This window comes from Janthinobacterium sp. BJB401 (assembly GCF_013372745.1).
GTDB lineage: Bacteria > Pseudomonadota > Gammaproteobacteria > Burkholderiales > Burkholderiaceae_D > Janthinobacterium > Janthinobacterium rivuli.
In genome coordinates, this window is the sequence record NZ_JABXFH010000017.1 from 73,285 (window position 1) to 92,671 (window position 19,387).

At 60.3% G+C, this 19,387-nt stretch carries 15 protein-coding genes; 6 read left to right on the forward strand and 9 right to left on the reverse strand.

The features are described 5' to 3' along the window. Positions 1-4 precede the first annotated feature (4 nt). Positions 5-2,899, forward strand: coding sequence for a PAS domain S-box protein (locus HWE17_RS13440; protein ID WP_176389081.1), 2,895 nt, complete (start codon positions 5-7; stop codon positions 2,897-2,899). Here HWE17_RS13440 and HWE17_RS13445 read toward each other — a convergent pair. Next, entirely contained in the window at positions 2,896-6,096 is a 3,201-nt protein-coding gene (locus HWE17_RS13445) for a PAS domain-containing protein (RefSeq protein WP_369681731.1), read from the reverse strand. The two genes, HWE17_RS13440 and HWE17_RS13445, sit on opposite strands and share 4 nt — an antisense overlap. 140 nt (positions 6,097-6,236) lie before the next feature. Between HWE17_RS13445 and HWE17_RS13450 the strand changes: the two genes are divergently transcribed. From HWE17_RS13450 to HWE17_RS13460, 3 genes are all read left to right on the forward strand, one after another. Beyond that, positions 6,237-7,151 (forward strand): alpha/beta hydrolase, encoded by a 915-nt coding sequence (locus tag HWE17_RS13450; protein WP_176389082.1) that lies wholly within the window; start codon positions 6,237-6,239, stop codon positions 7,149-7,151. A 162-nt stretch (positions 7,152-7,313) separates the two neighbouring features. Further along, the gene (locus HWE17_RS13455) at positions 7,314-8,006 is read left to right on the forward strand and encodes a hypothetical protein (RefSeq protein ID WP_176389083.1); all 693 of its coding nucleotides are present in this window, start codon (positions 7,314-7,316) and stop codon (positions 8,004-8,006) included. Between the two features lie 141 nt (positions 8,007-8,147). After that, positions 8,148-9,620 (forward strand): AAA family ATPase, encoded by a 1,473-nt coding sequence (locus HWE17_RS13460; RefSeq protein ID WP_176389084.1) that lies wholly within the window; start codon positions 8,148-8,150, stop codon positions 9,618-9,620. Between the two features lie 230 nt (positions 9,621-9,850). Here the strand turns inward: HWE17_RS13460 and HWE17_RS13465 are convergent, their stop codons facing one another. Together HWE17_RS13465 and fusA are read right to left on the reverse strand one after the other, a co-directional pair. Further along, the gene (locus HWE17_RS13465; protein WP_176389085.1) at positions 9,851-10,381 is read right to left on the reverse strand and encodes an SRPBCC domain-containing protein; all 531 of its coding nucleotides are present in this window, start codon (positions 10,379-10,381) and stop codon (positions 9,851-9,853) included. A gap of 183 nt (positions 10,382-10,564) precedes the next feature. Further along, complete coding sequence (gene fusA / locus HWE17_RS13470; RefSeq protein ID WP_176389086.1) at positions 10,565-12,673, reverse strand: elongation factor G; 2,109 nt, start codon at positions 12,671-12,673, stop codon at positions 10,565-10,567. A 286-nt stretch (positions 12,674-12,959) separates the two neighbouring features. On the opposite strand from fusA, the gene HWE17_RS13475 reads away from it, so the two are divergent. Beyond that, on the forward strand, positions 12,960-14,078 hold the full coding sequence (locus HWE17_RS13475) for a phospholipase A (RefSeq protein ID WP_369681732.1): 1,119 nt from the start codon (positions 12,960-12,962) through the stop codon (positions 14,076-14,078). A gap of 63 nt (positions 14,079-14,141) precedes the next feature. Here HWE17_RS13475 and HWE17_RS13480 read toward each other — a convergent pair whose 3' ends face one another. The 5 genes from HWE17_RS13480 to HWE17_RS13500 form a co-directional block, all read right to left on the reverse strand. Further along, a complete protein-coding gene (locus tag HWE17_RS13480) occupies positions 14,142-14,339 on the reverse strand; it encodes a hypothetical protein (protein ID WP_034784591.1) in 198 nt (65 codons plus the stop codon). A gap of 163 nt (positions 14,340-14,502) precedes the next feature. After that, positions 14,503-14,751 carry a hypothetical protein gene (locus HWE17_RS13485; protein ID WP_035819046.1) on the reverse strand — a complete coding sequence of 83 codons (249 nt, stop codon included), beginning with the start codon at positions 14,749-14,751 and terminating at the stop codon, positions 14,503-14,505. 217 nt (positions 14,752-14,968) lie between these two features. Beyond that, positions 14,969-15,892 carry a methyltransferase domain-containing protein gene (locus HWE17_RS13490; RefSeq protein WP_099402023.1) on the reverse strand — a complete coding sequence of 308 codons (924 nt, stop codon included), beginning with the start codon at positions 15,890-15,892 and terminating at the stop codon, positions 14,969-14,971. A 270-nt stretch (positions 15,893-16,162) separates the two neighbouring features. Continuing rightward, a complete protein-coding gene (locus HWE17_RS13495; RefSeq protein ID WP_176389087.1) occupies positions 16,163-16,822 on the reverse strand; it encodes an ankyrin repeat domain-containing protein in 660 nt (219 codons plus the stop codon). 16 nt (positions 16,823-16,838) lie between these two features. Continuing rightward, complete coding sequence (locus HWE17_RS13500; RefSeq protein ID WP_077404693.1) at positions 16,839-17,618, reverse strand: TatD family hydrolase; 780 nt, start codon at positions 17,616-17,618, stop codon at positions 16,839-16,841. A 327-nt stretch (positions 17,619-17,945) separates the two neighbouring features. On the opposite strand from HWE17_RS13500, the gene HWE17_RS13505 reads away from it, so the two are divergent. Then, positions 17,946-18,941, forward strand: coding sequence for a hypothetical protein (locus tag HWE17_RS13505; RefSeq protein WP_176389088.1), 996 nt, complete (start codon positions 17,946-17,948; stop codon positions 18,939-18,941). A 17-nt stretch (positions 18,942-18,958) separates the two neighbouring features. On the opposite strand, the gene HWE17_RS13510 is transcribed toward HWE17_RS13505, so the two are convergent. Then, complete coding sequence (locus HWE17_RS13510; protein ID WP_035819054.1) at positions 18,959-19,345, reverse strand: VOC family protein; 387 nt, start codon at positions 19,343-19,345, stop codon at positions 18,959-18,961. Positions 19,346-19,387: the final 42 nt, after the last annotated feature.

Sequence of the window (19,387 nt, forward strand, 5' to 3'; positions counted from 1 at the left end):
CGGCATGAGCAGCACTCCCGCCCCCCGCAGCCAGACCGGCGCCAGCGGCGTCGCCTTTTTGCTGCAACTGGAACGCCGGCTGCGCCTGCTGCAAGACACGGGCGAGATCCTGTCCCTGTCGGCGCAGTTGCTGGGCCAGCGCCTGAGCGCGCAGCAAGTGGCCTGTTTCGATATCGACCAGACCCTGCAGTGCCCCACCCTGCAGCATGCGTGGAGCGATGGCCTGGCGCCGGGCGCCGCTGGCGAGTATTTCCTCGGCGATTACGCGGCCGGCCTGGCCGATGCGCTTGCCGCCGGCCAGGCGCTGGCCGTCAGCGACGTGGCCAGCGACCCGCGCACGGCCATGCCGGCCGCGCTGGCCACGTTCGCGCGCCTGGGCATCCGTGCCTTTCTGAACATTCCCATTGCCAAGGATGGCCAGCTGGCGGCCCTGTTCGTCGTGCACAGCCGCGCTGCGCGCCTGTGGCATGCGGACGAGATCGAACTGGCCGTGCAAGTGTCGGAACGGGTCTGGTCGACCATTTTGCGGGCGCGGGCGGAAGCGCGTTTGCGCACCCTGACTGCCAGCATGGAAATGCAAGTGGCCGAGCGCACGCGCGAATTCGGCCGTACCTGGAACGTCAGCCCCGATCTGCTGGGTGTGCTTAACCTCGACGGCTATTTCGAACACTCGAATCCCGCCTGGCAAGCCACTCTGGGCTGGTCGGCCGAGGAAATCCGCACGACGAAATTTTTTGAACTGATCCACCCGGACGACTTGCCGCGCACGTATGCGGCCTGGGATGCGGCCAACCAGGGCCAGCCGGCCCTGCGCTTCGAAAACCGCTACCGCCACAAGCTGGGCGGCTGGCACTGGCTGTCGTGGGTAGCCGTGCCCGAGGGCGAGAAGGTGTATTGCAGTGCGCGCGACATCACCGTGGAAAAGAAACTGGAAGCGGACCTGGCCGCGCGCAACAGCGAACGCGAGCGGCTATGGCGCAGCGCGCAAGACCTGATGGTGGCCATCGATGCCGATGGCTGCTTTGCCGCCGTCAACCCGGCCGCCGGCGCCATCCTGGGCTGGCTGCCCGAAGAAATGCTGGGCCGCAGCATCTTCGACTTCGTGCTGCCCGACGATGCCGCCGCCACGCGCCAGGCCTTGCTGCAAGTCGGCAAGGAATCCATGCCCAGCTTTGAAAACCGCTACCGGCACCGCGATGGCGGCCACCGCTGGCTGTCGTGGGTGGCGGCCCCCGAAGGCGACCTGATCTTCGCCACCGGGCGCCACGTCACTGTGGAAAAAGAGGCGCAAAACACCTTGCGCAGCATGCAGGAATCATTGCGCCACAGCGAGATGGCCCTGCTGCAATCGCAAAAGCTCGAAGCGCTGGGCAAGCTGACGGGCGGCGTGGCCCATGATTTCAATAACGTGCTGCAAATTATCTCCGGCAATCTGCAATTGCTGCAGCTGGGCCTGGATGACGACCCGCTGGCTGCCAAGCGCATCGCCAGCGCCTCGGCCGCCGTGGAACGGGGCGCCAAGCTATCGGCCCAGCTGCTGGCCTTTGCGCGGCGCCAGCCCTTGAAACCGCTGGTGACCGACCTGGCGCAGCTACTGCGCGCGACGGAAGAACTGCTGCGGCGCGCCACCGGCGAAAGCATCGAGACGCGCTTGCTGCTGGCCAACGACTGCTGGCGCGCCCTGGTCGACCCGCACCAGCTGGAAAACGTCATCCTCAACCTGGCCATCAACGCGCGCGACGCCATGGATGGCCAGGGCCAGCTGACCATCGAACTCAGTAACAGCGTGCTGGGCAGCGACTACACGGCCCGCCATGCGGACGTGGCGCCCGGCGACTACGTGCAGCTGGCCGTCTCGGATACGGGCACGGGCATTCCCGCCGAGCTGCTGGACAAGATTTTCGAACCGTTCTTCACGACAAAAAAGGAAGGCGAAGGCACGGGGCTGGGTTTGAGCATGGCCTACGGCTTCCTGCGCCAGAGCGGCGGCCACCTGACGGTGGACAGTTTGCCGGGCCATGGCAGCACTTTCCGCATCTACCTGCCGCGCTCGCTTGAAGCGGAAACGGAACTGCCGCTGCAACTGGGCGGCCCCGTGCTGGGCGGCAAGGAAACCATTCTCGTCGTGGAAGACGACGTGCAGGTGCAGACGACGGTGGTCGACATGCTGCGCGGCTTGGGTTACGTCGTGCTGCGCGCCAGCGATGGCGAAAGCGCGCTGGCCATCATCGGCAGCGGCGTCCCCATCGACCTGCTGTTTACGGACGTGGTGATGCCGGGCAAGGTGGCCAGCACGGCGCTGGCGCGCCAGGCCCGCGTGCTGCTGCCGCATCTGGCCGTGCTGTTTACCTCGGGCTACACGCAGGACGCCATGATGCAGGGCGGCCGTCTGGAGCCGGGCGTAGAATTGTTGAGCAAACCGTACCGGCGCGAAGACCTGGCGCGGCGCATCCGCCACTTGCTGGCCAACGGCCGCCACGTGACTGCCCTGCACCAGTACCGCGCGCAGCTGGCGCCGCAGCAGCCTGTGCCATCGCTGCCGGGTGTGCGTCACATCCTGTTAGTGGAAGACAATGCGGACGCGCGCGCCATGACGGGCGAGCTGCTGGCCATGCTGGGACACACGGTGCTGGCCGTGGGCACGGCCGAGGAAGCCTTGCCCCTGCTGGGGACGCCGGGACTGGAACTGTTGCTGACCGATATCAGCCTGCCGCGGATGTCGGGCGCCGAGCTGGCCAAAGTCGCGGCGCGCGACTATCCGCAGCTGGAAGTGGTGTTTTCCACGGGCCACGCGCCCGCCAATTCCGGCGTGCTGGACCCGCAGGCGCGCTTCCTGGTGAAACCATTTACCGTCGAGCAATTGCAGCAAGCCTTGTTGCCGCCAAGCTTGGGTGCCTAGTAGACGTCGAGCCGGCGCGCCTTCAGTGCGCCGGCCAGCTCTTCCAGGCCAAACGGCTTGCGCAGGAAACGCGCGCTGGCGTCCTGCATCAGGCTGGCGCCCCAATCGTGCCCGGAAGCAAACACCACGTCCAGCTGCGGCCAGTGCGCGCGCGCATGGCGCGCCAGTTCCAGGCCGGACATGGTGGGCAGGCTGATGTCCGTCACCAGCACATCCAGGCCCGGCATGGCCAGCAGTGGCAAGGCTTCCTCGGCGCTGGCCACGCCGTGCACGGTGTGCCCCAGCATATTGAGCATCTCGGTCGTCATTTCGCGCGCATCATCATTGTCTTCCACCAGCAGGATGCGCCGTCCGGACGGGTCGGGCGCGCCCACCAGGCGGCGGTCGGCCAGCACATGGCGGATGCGCCGCGCCAGGTCTTCGCGCTGGTAGGGTTTGCTCAACAATTCAACGCCCGGATCGAGCCGCCCGCCCTGCATGATGGCGTTGTGCGTATAGCCCGAGGTAAACAATACGGCCAGTTCCGGCAGCAGCAGCCTGGCCTGCTGCGCCAGTTCCTTGCTGCTGACGGGCCCCGGCATGACCACATCCGTAAACAGCAGGTCGATGGCCACTCCCGTGCCCAGCAGGGCCAGGGCCGAGGCGCCATCGTCCGCATGCAGCACGTCGTAGCCAAGGCCGCGCAGCATGTCGACCACCGTATGTTGAACTGGAGCATCATCTTCCACCACGAGGATGGTCTCGCTGCCGCCCAGCACGGGGCCCGTCAGGCCCGGTGGCGGCTCGGCCAGCTTTTCCAGCGAACGGGGCAGATATATCTTGAACGTCGTGCCGGCGCCCGGCGCGCTGTGCACCTTGATGTGGCCCGCGCTCTGGCGGATGAAGCCGTAAGCCATGGACAGGCCCAGTCCCGTGCCCTCGCCTTCGCGCTTGGTGGTGAAAAACGGCTCGAAAATCTGGTCGATCACGTCGCGCTCCATGCCATGGCCCGTGTCGGTGATGGTCAGCAGCACGTATTGCCCTTCCAGCACGTCCGCATGCCGGCTGGCGTAGTCCGCATCGAGCGTGACGTTGCTCAAGGTGAACGTGAGGCGCCCGCCCTTGTCCATCGCGTCGCGCGCATTGATGGCCATGTTCAGCAGCACGTTTTCCATCTGGTTCGGGTCGACCAGGGTATGCCACAAGCCTTCGCTGATGAAGGTTTCCTCGGCAATCGCCTCGCCCAGGGCGCGGCGGATCAGCTCATGCATGCGGCGCAGCAAACGGCCCAGGTCCGTCACCAGCGGCCGCAAAGGTTGACGCCGGGCAAAGGCCAGCAGTTGCGACGACAGCTTGGCGCCCCGTTCCACGGCCGAGGCGGCCGAAGCGAGGCGCCTGGCCGCCTGCGGATTGTCGGCCACCGTCAGTTTCAGCAACTGCAAATTGCCCGAGATAATTTGCAGCACGTTGTTGAAATCGTGGGCCACGCCGCCTGTCAGCTTGCCGATCGATTCCAGCTTTTGCGCCTGCAATAAAGCTTGCTCGCTACGCACCAGCGCCAGCCGCGCCTCTTTTTCATCGGTGACGTCGCGGCCGATGGCGTGGATCAGCTTTTGCGCCGGCACGGCCGTCCAGGAAATCCAGCGGTAGCCGCCATCGCGGCGCCGGTAGCGGTTTTCCATGCGCAAGGTGGGTGCGCCATGAGCCAGGCGCGACAAATCCTTCAAGGCCGCCATGCGGTCGTCGGGATGCACGAGGCTGATGAAGTCCATGCCCAGCGATTCGATTTCCGGCCGCTCGAGGATCTGGCTCCAGGCGGGATTGACGGCGATGATCATCCCGGCCAGGTCGGCCACCAGCATGATGTCGGTGGACAAGCGCCACATGCGGTCGCGGTCGGCCGTGCGGTTGGCCATTTCCACTTCCAGCGAGGAATTCAGGTAAGCCATCTTTTCCAGCACGTTCTTCTGTTCCTGCACGTCCGTATTCGTGCCCACCCAGCGCAGCACCGTGCCCGCCTCGTCGAACAGGGGCAAGGCGCGCGCCAGGAACCAGCGGTAGGCGCCATCGCTGGCGCGGCGCATGCGGAATTCGTGCTCGTAGGCACTGGCGGTGGTAACGGCCCGTTCCCAGCTTTTTTGCGTGGCCTGCACGTCGTCCGGATGCACGCAGTGGCGAAAACCGCTGGTGATCAGTGACTTCAGCGATTGCCCCGTGTAGTCGCAGACTTGCTCGTTGACCCAGTAGGTGGCGCCGCTGCCATGCGCCAGCCAGGCCTGGTTCGGCATGGTGGAAGCGAGCGAACGGAACTGCGCTTCGCTGTCGAGCAAGGCATTGCGCGCTTGCCAATGCTCGTCGATATCCTCGCACGAGCCATACCATTTCACGGGCTGGCCGCGCTCGTCCTGCCGGCAATACGCGCGCGAATGCACCCAGCGGTACTGGCCATCCTGCCGGCGCACGCGCATTTCCTGGTCGAAAGGCTGACCGCTGCCCACCGCTTCGCTCCAGGCCGCCAGAGAATGGGGCACGTCCTCGGGATGGATGGCGTCCAGCCAGCTGGTGCCCAGGCCGATGCCACCCGTCCATTCGCGCCAGCGCTGCGCCACATAATCGAGCTTGCCGTCGACATCGGCCGTCCACAGCACTTGCGTGTTCAGTTCTATGGCGTAATGAAAATGTTCGCGGCTGTCGTGCAGCGCCTGTTCCAGCTGGCCCCGCTCGATCACATGCGCGGCCACGCGCGCGGCCAGCGCCAGCAATTCGATCTCGGGTTGCGTGGGATGGCATGGCGCGGGGAAAAACAGGCCCAGCACGCCCAGGATATGTCCCTTGGCGCCGAAGACGGGGGCAACCCAGCAGGCGCGGTAGCCGTGCAGCATGGCTTCCTTGCGTCCCGCGCTCCAGTGCACGTCGCGCGTGATGTCGCCGCAATACACGGGCGCGCCGGAAAAGGCGGCCGTGCCGAACGGGGATGGCTGCTCGCCGCCGTGGCGCAGCGCCAGACACAGGTCTTGCGGCAGGCTGGGCGCGGACCAGCCGCAAAAGCGGTCGGCCTCGTCGATGAGCACGAGGCAGGCATGCGCGCCGCCCTCAGCCAGGTCTTGCAGCGCCAGCAACAGGTGTTCCAGTGCATGGGCCAGGTCGGCGCCGGCCGCAATGCTGCCCAGCGCACTATGCTCGGCGTCCAGCAAGGAAAGAATGTTGTTTGCGTGCACCGTGTCGATAAGGGGAAAACTGATGCCCGGAATATACCATGGGGCACCCCTCTTGCAGGAGGAAAACAGCGCACTGCTTGATCTCTGCGACCCTGCGGGCCTATGCTAAAGTGTTGCTCTCTTCTCAAGCGAATTCCAGCATGCCTACTTCCCTGCCGTCCTCCCTGATCGCCACCGCCCTGCTCGCCTCGGTCCACGGCGCCGTCGCCGCCCCCATGAGCCTGGACGACTACCTGGCCCTGAACGGCCCGCCACCCACGGCGCAGATCGCGTATGGCCCCGCGCCGTCGCAATACGCGCAGCTGTTCCGGCCCGAAGGCAGCGGGCCGTTCCCCGTCGTCGTACTCGTGCATGGCGGCTGCTGGACGGTGGCCTTCGGCGGCATCAAACAGATGCGCAACGTGGCCGGCGCCCTCGTGGCGCAAGGCATCGCCGTGTGGAATGTGGAATACCGGCGCGTGGACGAGCCGGGCGGCGGCTATCCGGGCACCTATGAAGACATGCACGCGGCGCTCGACAGCCTGCAGCAGCACGCGCCCCAATACCAGCTGGACGTGAACCGCATCGTCGCCATGGGCCACTCGGCCGGCGGCCAACTGGTGCAATGGATCGCCGGCCGGGAAAAACTGCCAAAGACCAGCCCCCTGTACCGCGACAAGTTCCTGCCAGTGAAAAACATCGTCAGCCTGGGCGGCCTGGCCGACCTGCGCCATGAGAAAGACTTGATCAAAACCAGCTGCGAGCGCGACATCGCCCAGCTGGCAGGCAGCGCCAGCACCGACCGCCCCGACATCTACAGCGACACCAACGCCGCCGACCTGATCCCCAACGGCAGCCGTACCGTGCTGATCACAGGCGAGCTCGACACCATCTCCCCACCCCGCGTGGCGCACGACTATGCGGCCAAGGCCAAGCTGGCCGGTGACCATGCGGAGGTGCTGATCTTGCCGGGTGCCAGCCATTATGACGAGATTGCGGCTACGTCGAATGCTTGGGGGATGATTTTGCCGGTGGTGCGGGAGATGTTGGGGATGGAGGGCGACAAGAATCAATAAGGTACGCGATCAATGCATGCGAATACGCAGTTTTCGAACCGGGCAATGAAGGTGAACCATGCGGGAGGGCAACCGGTGCCTGCCGGTTGAACTGAACGGGTGCTGGATGCGACTACAAACATATTAACTACGGTTATCAACTGCTCATCAGGGAAATCAAATATGGAAAAACCACCGGTAGCAAGAAGCAAAGGTGATGTAGCAAGAGAGGTCGGACGAGCGATTGTCTCGCTCGTCCCAGCAGCAGGTGGACCGCTTCAAGTGGCGTTTGAAAATCTATTTGCGTCACCGTTGGAGAGGCGAAAGGAAGCATGGCTAGAGCAACTTGCGGAGGTCCTGACTGAAGTAGAGCGGCGCATAGAGGGTCTGACGCCGGAAAAACTAGCTTCCAACGAAGCTTTTGTTACCGTCGTAATGCAAGCATCACAGGTTGCTCTTCGAAATCATCAGAACGCAAAACTCGAAGCCCTACGTAATGCAGTTTTAAATGCAGCCCTGCCAGGTGCACCGCAGGAAGATGAGCAGTTGACATTCCTGCGGCTCATTGACCAGCTCGCGCCTTGGCACTTAAGAGTACTAGCTGTTCTCGACAATCCAGAACTGTGGATGCGTAAACATGCAATTCAAAACCCAGGATGGAGCGCAGGCGGAGTTTTTACCGTCCTTGAGCACTGTGTTTCAGAATTACGTGGCCAACGCGAAATCTACGACCAAATTGTGCGCGATTTACAAGCCGATGGATTGATGGGACAAGGTCAATTCTTGCACATAATGATGACAGGAAACGGAATGATGGAGTCTCGAACAACTGAGCGAGGAAAACGATTCATTCAGTTCATATCAGCGCAGCGATAGATCTTCAAAGCGAGAAACAGATGTCTAACGCATTTTGCGCATGCGTTCCTAGACTCATGACAACGAAGTCGCATGATAATAGATGCCTCGGCGCGACTCATTGCTGCCCTAGACCTTTAACAATAAATTAGGAGTACCGCATTGACCGATTTTACATTCACAGATAATGAAGATATTCCCTACGGATTGAAGGGGCTGAAATGCATAAACATAATTCTAGGTCGTAACGGGGCGGGGAAATCTCGTTTCCTTCGTGCCATCGACAGCCATCTGGCTGAAAATTCCAAATACCGCGTGAATTATGTTACGCCGGAAAGAACAGGAACCTTTCAACGAGACGGCAATATTGATAGCAATTCCTCAACCAATCCTAATTGGATTCGGCAAATCAGACGCGCTAATCAGGTAAATGGCAACAGCTTTAAAGCTATGTCACACCTTGCTCTACGAAATGCTGAGACAGCATACCTTCGGCGACTCCAAGATGTCGACGCCCGTGGAAAAAGCTTTCAGATCGATTGCCTTGAGCCTATCAATCGCATGTTAGGTAATGTTTTCATTGAGCAAGGCGGTAGTGATTTTCTGATTCGAACCATGAACGGAACACCCGTTGCGCCAGGAGAACTGAGTAGCGGGGAATCAGAAACGATCGCCCTTGCCTCTGAAGTGATGAGTTTCATCATGGCTGTCGACCCAAGCAAGGACAACATATTGCTCTTGGATGAGCCAGACGTACACCAGCACCCTGATTTGCAGGCGCGATTCGGGCACTACCTGCTAGAACTATTGCGCACACTGCCGAATGAAACGAGAAACCGCGTATTCATCCACATAGCAACGCACAGCACAGCGTTGGTCTGCTCGCTGGCTAACAGCCAGCTCGTTGCGGTGGGAACGAAAGAATTTGAAAATAATATTATCACTCTCGGGGCGATTTCCGACAACCTCAAGAAAGTTGCTCCATTCTTTGGGCATCCACTTTCACTAAGCCTGAGCAACGATCCCATTCTGATTTTGGAAGGAGAAGATGACGAACGAGTTTGGCAGCAAGCTGCAAGGTCTTCGTCTGGACGCATACGTGTATTTCCGGTACTGGCGCAATCCGTTGACCAGCAATCTGAGTTAGAACGATTTTGCGACAAAATGCTGGTCAATGTCTATGACAACCCCAAAGCTTATTCTTTGAGAGATGGCGATGGCGTATCAGGACAGATCGCTGCTATTGGCTGCGTCGAGCGATTCCGACTGCAGTGTTACGCCATCGAGAATGCGCTCGTAACAACTGAATGCTTAGCGAAACTCAACCTAGACTGGGCAGGTTTTCAAAAGCTTGCTAATATTTGGATCGATGAGAACTCGGGACACCAAAATATCACTCTCTTGCAGGAACTCCTAGCCGCTGATGATCGTTTAAGAAATACCAAGATCAAAAACATTCGACAACTGATAGTTGCTATTTCTGGGTCTAATAAGCCTTGGGAAGTCGTTATCGGGCAATCCTTGTCCAGTGTAATCGGTAATACGATGCCGGCAGAAGATCCATTTTCGCTTCTGAGTTTTGTAGGAGAGGCAGCAACTAAAGGTCTCTTACAGACTGGAGTGACGCACGCCTAATATGAAGAGACTTCCATCCTTCGCGGCATTTGTGATCTTTGTCCTTCGAAAGGGCGGCGATAGAAAGAATAGGCCCCCGCCCCAAACAAAGGCTCCCCGGGCCCAGCGGGCCTGAATAATGGCCAGGGCAAGGCGCGCGGGCGAAGACAGTACGCATGTACGGCGAGCCCAAGCAACGCAGCCATGGACATTTTCTCAGGCCCGCGGCTCTGGCCCGCTGTTCTTAAATATTACTGAACACGGGCAAGGTACTGGGCCAGTTGGGCAAAGGTAGCCTTGAAGCCTTCCGTCATCGACTCATGCCCTTCCAGAAAAGTCCGATGCTGCTCATCCGTCGCCTTGTGCGGCGTTGACCGCAAGGTCATCGTCGTCTTGCCGTTTTCCTCGGTGAGCGTCATGACATTGAACGATTCCAGCGGCCAAGTGGCGCTGACAGGGTGCTGCACGGCATTGCCCTGCTTGTCGGCAAACGACAGGATGGAAACGATACGTTCAGGTGCTTCGATAGACTGATAGGTGAACTTGCCCCACATCTCGTAGCCATTATCGGCGCGCATGCCGTAGTGGAAAACGCCGCCCGGTTTGAGGTCCAGCGCCAGCACGCTCAATTCGAAGCCGACGGGGCCCCACCATTGGGCCAGGCGCTCCGGCTCCACCCACGAGCGGAACACCAGTTCGCGCGGCGCGTCGAAAGTCTGCGTGATGACAAAGTCGCTGCTGTCGCGGTGCTGTCCTTCCTGCTTCTGTTCTGCGGTGGTCATGCTCTCTCCTGTGTTGGTGGACTGATAGTTAATGTAGCAGTGACGCCGAAAATGGGAAAGGCCTGCACGCCATCTTGGGCGTAGGTCGGGTTAGCGCACAGCGCGTAAGCCGACACCATCAACGGACCAGGCCAACAATGGTGTCGGATTACGGCCCGGAGGGCCTAATCCGACCTACCCGACCTACTTGGCTTTGCCAGCAGATGCCACCTGGTCGAGGATATGCTTGGGCACGGCCGCATAATGCTTGAATTCCATCGTATAGGTGGCGCGGCCCTGGGTCAGCGAACGCAGCGTTGTCGAGTAACCGAACATTTCCGCCAGCGGCACGAGGGCCTTGACGATGCGGCCCGCGCCGCCGGGGATGTCGTCGACGCCTTGCACCATGCCGCGGCGGGCCGTCAGGTCGCCCATGACGTTGCCCATGAACTCTTCCGGCGTTTCCGCCTCCACCTGCATCATCGGTTCCAGCAGCACGGGCGACGCTTTGCGCATGCCATCCTTGAAGGCGATGGAGCCAGCCATGCGGAACGCGTTTTCGTTCGAATCAACGTCGTGGTAGGAGCCAAACGTCAGCGTGGCCTTCACGTCGACGACCGGGTAGCCGGCCAGCACGCCCGCCTTGAGGGTTTCGACGATGCCCTTGTCGACGGCGGGGATGAATTCGCGCGGCACCACGCCACCCTTGATGGCGTCGACGAACTGGTAGCCTGTGCCTGGCGGCAAGGGTTCGAGTTTGAGCACCACGTGGCCATACTGGCCCCGTCCGCCCGATTGCTTGACGAACTTGCCTTCCACGTCTTCCACCGCGCGCGTGATGGTTTCGCGGTACGCGACCTGCGGCTTGCCAACATTGGCTTCCACGCCGAATTCGCGCCGCATGCGGTCGACCAGAATTTCCAGGTGCAACTCACCCATGCCCGACATGATGGTCTGGCCCGATTCCTCGTCCGTATGCACCCTGAACGACGGGTCTTCCTGCGCCAGGCGGTTCAGGGCGATGCCCATCTTTTCCTGGTCAGGCTTGGTCTTCGGTTCGACCGCCTGGGAGATCACAGGTTCCGGGAAGATCATCTTTTCCAGCACGATGATGTGGTCGATGGCGCACAGGGTGTCGCCCGTGGTCACGGCTTTCAGGCCCACGGCGGCGGCGATGTCGCCCGCATACACTTCCTTGATTTCCTTGCGCTCGTTCGCATGCATCTGCAGGATGCGCCCCAGCCGTTCGCGCGCGCTCTTGGTCGGGTTGTAGACCATGTCGCCCGAATTGACCACGCCCGAATACACGCGGAAGAAGGTCAGCTGCCCCACGAACGGGTCCGTCATGATCTTGAAAGCCAGCGCCGCAAAATGCTCGTCGTCCGTCGGATGGCGCTCCACTTCGTTGTCATGCTCGTCATGGCCCATGATGGGCGGTACTTCCATCGGTGACGGCAGGTATTCGATGACGGCGTCGAGCATCGCCTGCACGCCCTTGTTCTTGAAGGCGCTGCCGCACAGCATGGGCACGATTTCATTGCGGATGGTGCGCTCGCGCAAAGCCTGCTTGAGCTCCGCTTCCGTAAACGTGTCGCCATTCAGGTAGCGTTCCGTCATGTCCAGCGTGGCTTCGGCCGCGTGCTCGACCATGTGCTCGTGCCACTCCTGCGCCTGCGCCTGTAATTCGGCGGGAATCTCGCCATAGCTGAACTGCACGCCCTGGCTGGCGTCGTCCCAGGTGATGGCGCGCATTTTCAACAGGTCGATCACGCCCGTGAAATGCTCTTCGGCGCCGATGGGCAGCTGGATGGGCACAGCCACACCCTTCAGGCGGTCGGCGATCTGCTTGCGCACACGCAAGAAATCCGCGCCGACCCGGTCCATCTTGTTGATGAAAGCAATGCGCGGCACGTGGTATTTGTTGGCTTGCCGCCAGACGGTTTCCGATTGCGGCTGCACGCCGCCGACGGCATCGTAGACCATCACGGCGCCGTCGAGCACGCGCATCGAGCGCTCGACTTCAATCGTGAAATCCACGTGACCGGGCGTGTCGATGATGTTGATCCGGTGTTCGGGGAAGTTGCCGGCCATGCCTTTCCAGAAGGCCGTGGTGGCGGCCGAGGTGATGGTGATGCCCCGTTCCTGCTCCTGCTCCATCCAGTCCATGGTGGCGGCGCCATTGTGCACTTCGCCTATCTTGTGATTCACCCCGGTGTAGAAAAGAATGCGCTCGGTGGTGGTGGTCTTGCCGGCGTCGATATGGGCGCTGATGCCGATGTTGCGGTAGCGCTCGATAGGTGTTTTGCGGGTCATCACAATCTCCATGGCTAGCCCCGGCGCCCGGTTTTCCAGTGTAGCAGACATCGATTTGGGCGGCACGGCAGCGGGCCGTTTACCAAGCGCGCAACACTGTCCGCCATGCGCACGTCAGGGACACGGGGGCTAATTGCAGATTCGGCTATACTTCCAAGACCTTAATTTTTGAACTTTAATTCAACAAAGATTAATAAAAATCAATACGCATGGCATCCCGCCATGCAAGGCGACGCCGCCGGCATGCAGCCCAGGTGCGCACCGAACGACATGCCCTACTCAGCTTATGACTATCCAACTAAGAAAAATAATCCTCTCTTCCCTGCTGGCATCGCCGGCGCTGGCCATGGCCGGCGAACTGGAACAGCAAATGCAGCGTTGCGCCGTCCTCGGTGACGCCAGCGCCCGCCTCGGCTGCTTCGATACCCTGGCCAAGGCGGCGGAAAAGGCCACCATCGCGGCCGGCGGCGATCCCGCCACTGCGGCCGTCGCCCTGGCAGCAGCGGCCGAGGGCGCGCCCCTCACGCCGGTCAGTCCGCCGGGCGTCGCCACGCCGGACGCCGTCAACGCCGCCATTCCCGCCATCGCGCAGGCTGGCGCCGCGCCACCGGAAGCGCCGATTTCGCGCACGCAGCAATCGTGGGAACTGAACGACGCCTCGAAGCGCGGCCTGTTCAACTTCCGCCCGCACCGCGACACCTATCTGCTGCTGGCCAATTACAGCGACGCCTCGAACGACGAACCGTTCCAGGATTTCACGCCAGGCGGCATCAAGAGCCAGCATGTGGAACTGACTTTCCAGCTGAGCTTCAAGATGAAGTTGCTGGAAGACATCGCCGGCACACCGATCGACATGTGGTTCGGCTACACGCAGCAAAGTTTCTGGCAAGCGTATAACCGCAAGGCCTCAAGCCCGTTCCGCGAGACCAATTACCAGCCGGAACTGATGCTGGTCATGCCGATCAACAAGAATTTCGCGGGCGTGGAATTCAATTACCTGAACTTCGGCCTCGTGCACCAGTCCAACGGACAGACGTCGACTCTGTCGCGCAGCTGGAACCGCGTGTATGCCGAGCTGGGTATGGAAAAGGACAACCTGGCCGTCACGACGCGCATCTGGCACCGCCTCGACAATGGCAAGACCGATAATGACAATATCGACATCACCGATTACATGGGACATGGCGATTTGCGCGTGAGCTACCGCAACAAGGGGCACGAGTACGCCGTGACGGCGCGCCGCAATTTCAGCAAGAAACATGGTTCCATGCAGGCCAGCTGGGCCTTCCCATTGAAGGCCAACCTGAAAGGCTATCTGCAACTGTTCTCCGGCTATGGCCAGAGCTTGATCGACTACAACTATTCGCAGAAATCGATCGGCGCCGGTTTCATGGTCGACCTGTAAGCGGCACAGTCACGCAAACAAAAATGGCGCCGAGGGCGCCATTTTTTATGGGAAATATCTGGTTTATCGCCGGCCACCGCCCAGCACGCGCGCCGGCAGCATGACGATGGCGCGCAGCAATTCGAACACGCCTTCCACGCCGATGCCGATCAAACGGAATGGCAGCAACAGCAGCCAGGCCAGCGGATACAGCACGAGGGCCAGCAAGGCCAGGGGCCAGCACACCAGCAAGAGCAGCAACCACAGCACGAATCCCAGCATCGCGTTCCCCTAGAATGAAATGTGCGGAGCAAGCCGTGCTTGCCCCGCTACCGTGACAGCACTATATAAAAGCGCCGCCACGGCGGCAACGGCCGTGCGATGAACTGCGTGCTACGGGGATGAACGGCGCAAAAACGGGAATGAACGGGGCCTGCGGGTACCTTTATTGACCGACGCAAATCACTTTCGTGATGTATTCATGCGCATTCGGTTTCTTGCTGGTGGCCCATTTGATGGCCTGGTTGGCATCTTCGATGGTCATGATGGTGGCCTTGTCCTTGGACTTGATGAAGGACACGCCTTCAAACACGCCTTCCTTGCTGCGCATTACCTTGGCAAACACGGGTGGCCTGGTCTCGCCATCGCTGATTTTGTTCTGTTGCACGAGGTAACGCTGATCGATCTGTTCCATGATAGTAAAGCTGTCCAGTGGGTAAAAGACGAAATATACCCTGAATGGACAAACGCCGCAGGACGAAATCGCTGCGGCGTTGCCCAAATTTGGTTTCGAACGGCTGACAAAACCGTCGCGAGCGGCAGTGAGTTGTGGCTAAGAAGCGCAACCGTACTTTAGTACGGTGAGCATCGCAAGCCGCAAATCGCGACGCGCAGCAGGTTTGGTCAGCTGGTCAGGCGTAGACGGCGTTCTGTACCGCGGGTTGCAGGTTGACGTCATAGATGACCTGGGCGCGAATTGACGCTTCCAGCGAAGGGATCGAACCACCGGCGCGGTACTGGAAGCTCACTTGCAGCACGTCGCCCGCCTTCACGGCCACCGGCGTGGCCAGCGGCAAACACATGTAGTGGTTCAGCCAGTCGATGGTGGTCGAGCGCTCGGGCACCACGGCCAGAATGTTCTTGGTGACGAAACGCAAGGCGTTCAGGGTGCCGCTGCGCTCGACAACGAACTTGCCGTCAAAGCCGAACACGCTGTCCGTCGGCTGACTGAAGTCGATGATGCTGTAGACGGAAGGCGGCGCCAGTTCCAGCACGCCAGGATGGATGGCCGTGGTTTCCTGGAATTGCACGATGGGCGCATAGAAACCCTCGAAATCGTATTCCTGCTGCATCGGCTGCACGGCCATGATGACGGCTTCGGGCAGGAAGATGGGCAGCGGGCCGCCAAAGCGGGCCAGGTAGCGGCGCTTGAACGATTCGATCACTTCCACCTGCTTTTCGCGCAGCATGCCGACATGGATCATTTCGCAAATGACCACATCGACGGGCTCGGGCGGCAGGTACTCGAAGGCGTCCGCGTGGACGACTTCGACTTTTTCACCGTTGGGATTGAGCGCCAGCATCTTGCGCGCTTCCTTGACCATGTCCGGATTGAACTCCACGCACCACACCTTGTCGGCGCGTGCGGCCGCAAACCACGACAGCACGCCCGTGCCGCCGCCCAGCTCCAGCACCTTCATGCCAGGCTTCACCGCGTAATCGATCGCCGACTTGAACCCGTGCATGCGGTTCTGATCCATCAACATATTGTGGTGGTAATGGACGGGGATAAATTGCCCCAGGTAACAACTCTCGATTTCTCGTTCATTCAGCATGTCTGTCCTCTTGGAGTCTGGCTCCGATGGCCGATCGGTTTTGTCATTCCAGAAAGCAGTGATATCGCACGGGCTGCGCGAGGGGCGGCGACAATACAGCCGGCGCCTGACGGTGAGGTGATGACCCATGCGACGTATCTCCTGATTAATGCGACACGATCATTATCGTTAATCGGCAAGGAGAACAAAGGGCTGAGGTGAGAGGCAATTCCATGCCAGTTTCAGCGCTGGCATGGAAAGTATTGAAATTAAAGCATTGCTTGCATGGACTTATTTACGTGCGGCGCGCGCCTTTTGTGCCGCTTCGATGATGGCGACTACACCGGGCTTGTCGCCCGCCTGGGCAAACTGCACGGCCGTCCAGCCATGGTCGCTTTTCAGGCTGGCGTCCGCGCCCCAGGACAGCAGCAGCTTGACGGCGCCCTCCTGCCCTTCGCGGGCGGCAAACATCAGCGGCGTGACGTTGGCGGGCGCGCGCGCATCGACCACGGCGTCGCGGTCGAGAAAAATCTTCATGATGGGCAAGTCGTCCGCCGAGGCCGCATAGTGCAGCGCCGTCCAGCCGCTCTGGTTGACCTTGGCGCCCTTGGCCAGCAAGGCGTTCACGGCGTCCTGCTTGTGCTTGTAGGCCGCCATCATCAGCGCCGTGTTGCCATTGGCTGAACGGGCTTCGATGTCGATGCCGGGCGCCTCGAGCAGCACCTGGAAAACCCGGTCCGCATCGTCGCGCAAGGCCAGCACGAGGGGAATGTCGCCCCGCTGCGCGTCAGGCTGGTTCGGATTCATGCCGTCAAGCAGCATGCTGCGCACGCCGCTGACGTTGTTGACGGACACGGCGCGGAAGAATGCGTCCGGCTCCGGCGCAGCATGGCTGGCATGGCTGGCGTTGGCGCAGCACAACAGCATCGCCAGCGCGAGTTTTTTCATCATGTCTGACCTTAAGAAGTTATGGCAACTGATTGAATAACTTGAAGAAATTATCCGTCGTCTGGCGTGCCACCTGATCCAGCGGTATGCCTTTCAGGGTCGACAGGTATTCCGCCACGTGGGCCACGTAGCCGGGTTCGTTCATGCGGCCGCGGAACGGCACGGGCGCAAGATACGGCGAATCCGTCTCGATGAGGATGCGCTCAAGCGGCACTTCCAGAGCCACGGCTTGCAAATCCTTGGCGCTCTTGAACGTGACGATGCCGGAAAACGAAATATAGAAGCCCATGTCGATGGCGGCGCGCGCCACTTCCAGCGATTCTGTAAAGCAATGCATGACGCCGGCCACGCCGCCGTCCGACACGCCAGCACCCTCTTCGCGCATGATGCGTATCGTGTCTTCGCTGGCCGCTCTTGTGTGAATAATCAAGGGCTTACGCGTGATTCTTGAAGCTTTGATGTGAGTGCGAAAACGCTCGCGCTGCCACTCCAGATCGCCCGTCAGGCGGAAATAGTCGAGGCCAGTCTCGCCGATGGCGATGATCTTCGGATGGTCGGCCAGGCGCACCAGGTCTTCCACGGAAGGTTCAGGCGTGTCCTCGTAATCGGGATGCACGCCGACGGAAGCGAAAATGTGCGGATACTGCTCGGCCAGGGCCAGCACCTGTGGAAAGTCCGGCAAGTCGACGGACACGCACAAGGCATGGGTCACCTTGTTCTCGGCCATCTTGGCGAGGATCTCGGGCATGCGAGCAGCCAGCTCGGGGAAATTGATATGGCAATGGGAATCGATATACATAAGGCGGGATTGTACCGGAGGGAGCGGAATCTGGCAGGGTGGAACAGTGGCGCGAGCGGCGGCTGAGAGGAAATATTTATTCGTTCCACCAGACTTGGCGGACATGGTTTCGCCGTGCCCCCCCTGATGCGCCCAACAACGGCCGCCGTCGTCGACCAAGAATATGCGCCAAAAAATTCCCCATAACAATGTTTACCATTTTAAAACCATTTATGGCAACATCGGCTAGCTTGTCTTCCATAAATTCGTATTTTCGGACATATCGAAACCGATTGACCGGCATGGAAACACAATGTCGTGCCGGCACTCATAAAAAAAGGAACACGTATGCGTCATACTTTTGTTTTGGTCGCGATCTTGGTCAGCGGCGCAGCACATGCCGACTGGGTTCCCGTTTTAAGGGGAAATAACAACGTCGTGACTGTCAGCTACAACGGCGGCTCGGCATCGTATCAGGAAAGTGCCTCCATATATGATGGCCGGCTGTCGCCATTCATCGGCGACATGCGTAGTATCCGCACAGGGCTGGGAAACAAGCTCAACAGCGTGGTTGGCGCCACCGTTGCAGCAAATGGCATCACGTTCAGAGGGGGCAGCCTCAGCGGCAACTTGCATGCCCGCATCCAGCCTGCGGCGCCTGATACATTATTAATGAGTATCGATGGCATCAGTTACGAGGCCCTCAGCACCTATTCCGGAAAAAGATGGGGTATCCTCAGCTTCGATTGCACCAATACATTTTCTGCCAATAATATTTCATTGACAGGTCAGTACGGCGCGAACAACGGCGTGCTGCTGCCTTCCGTCGGCCTCACTTCGAACATCAATTCCTCTACCGATTGCGACACCAACTTGGGATGGATACTGCCTATCGTGGGCGATATGCTGGTCAACAAGGTGACCGGCATACTCGACAACCGCCTCGAAGACGGTGTGCGCGGCGCCATGAACGAGGTCAAGAACAAGCTGCTGTATGTGCCGGATCCGGCATGGGGCATCGGCATGCTGCGCCTGGTACCCAATACAATGCAGATAACGGCGGCCGATGGCAGGACCTTCAATATCGGCCAGATCATCGCCAACAACCTGCCCTATTTGCTCGGCAATAGCCAGATCGACCTGCAATTCGGACTAGGCATGAATCCCAAAACGGTGCCTGGCACCAGCGCACCGCAAATCACGAAGTTCGATGAAAACGTCGTAACGCTTTCCGTTACGTCACCTTCAATCAGCTTTTCCGTCAGACTGAGCCAGCAGGCCTACGTCGACTGGAAATGGAAATGCCCAGCCAATTCGCCACCTGGCGGCTGCCGCGAACCTTAAATCCAGGATGCTGCTGTCTACTGTCCCTGCGGCGGCTGCCACAGCTCCACCTTGTTGCCTTCGGGATCGATGACCCAGCCGAACTGGCCATACTCGGAATCGGGCGCCTTTTCCAGCACGTTGCAGCCTTCGTCGCGCAGGGCTTGCAGCAGCGCGTCGAGGTCGTCGACCCGGTAGTTGATCATGAAGGATGCCTTGCCGGGCGCGAATTGTTCGTTGTCATTGGCCGCGACGGACCAGATGGTGGTGCCGCCAGTCGGCTTGCCGTCGGCGTCCGTCCAGCTGAAAGCGGCGCCGCCCCACGGCTGCACGTCGAGGCCCAGGTGGCGCTGGTACCAGGCGCGCAGCGCGGCCGGGTCTTGCGCGTGGAAAAAGATGCCGCCGATGCCAGTGACTCGTTTCATGCCCGCCTCCGTTGCTGTCCAGTGTCCTGACTGTATCACCGG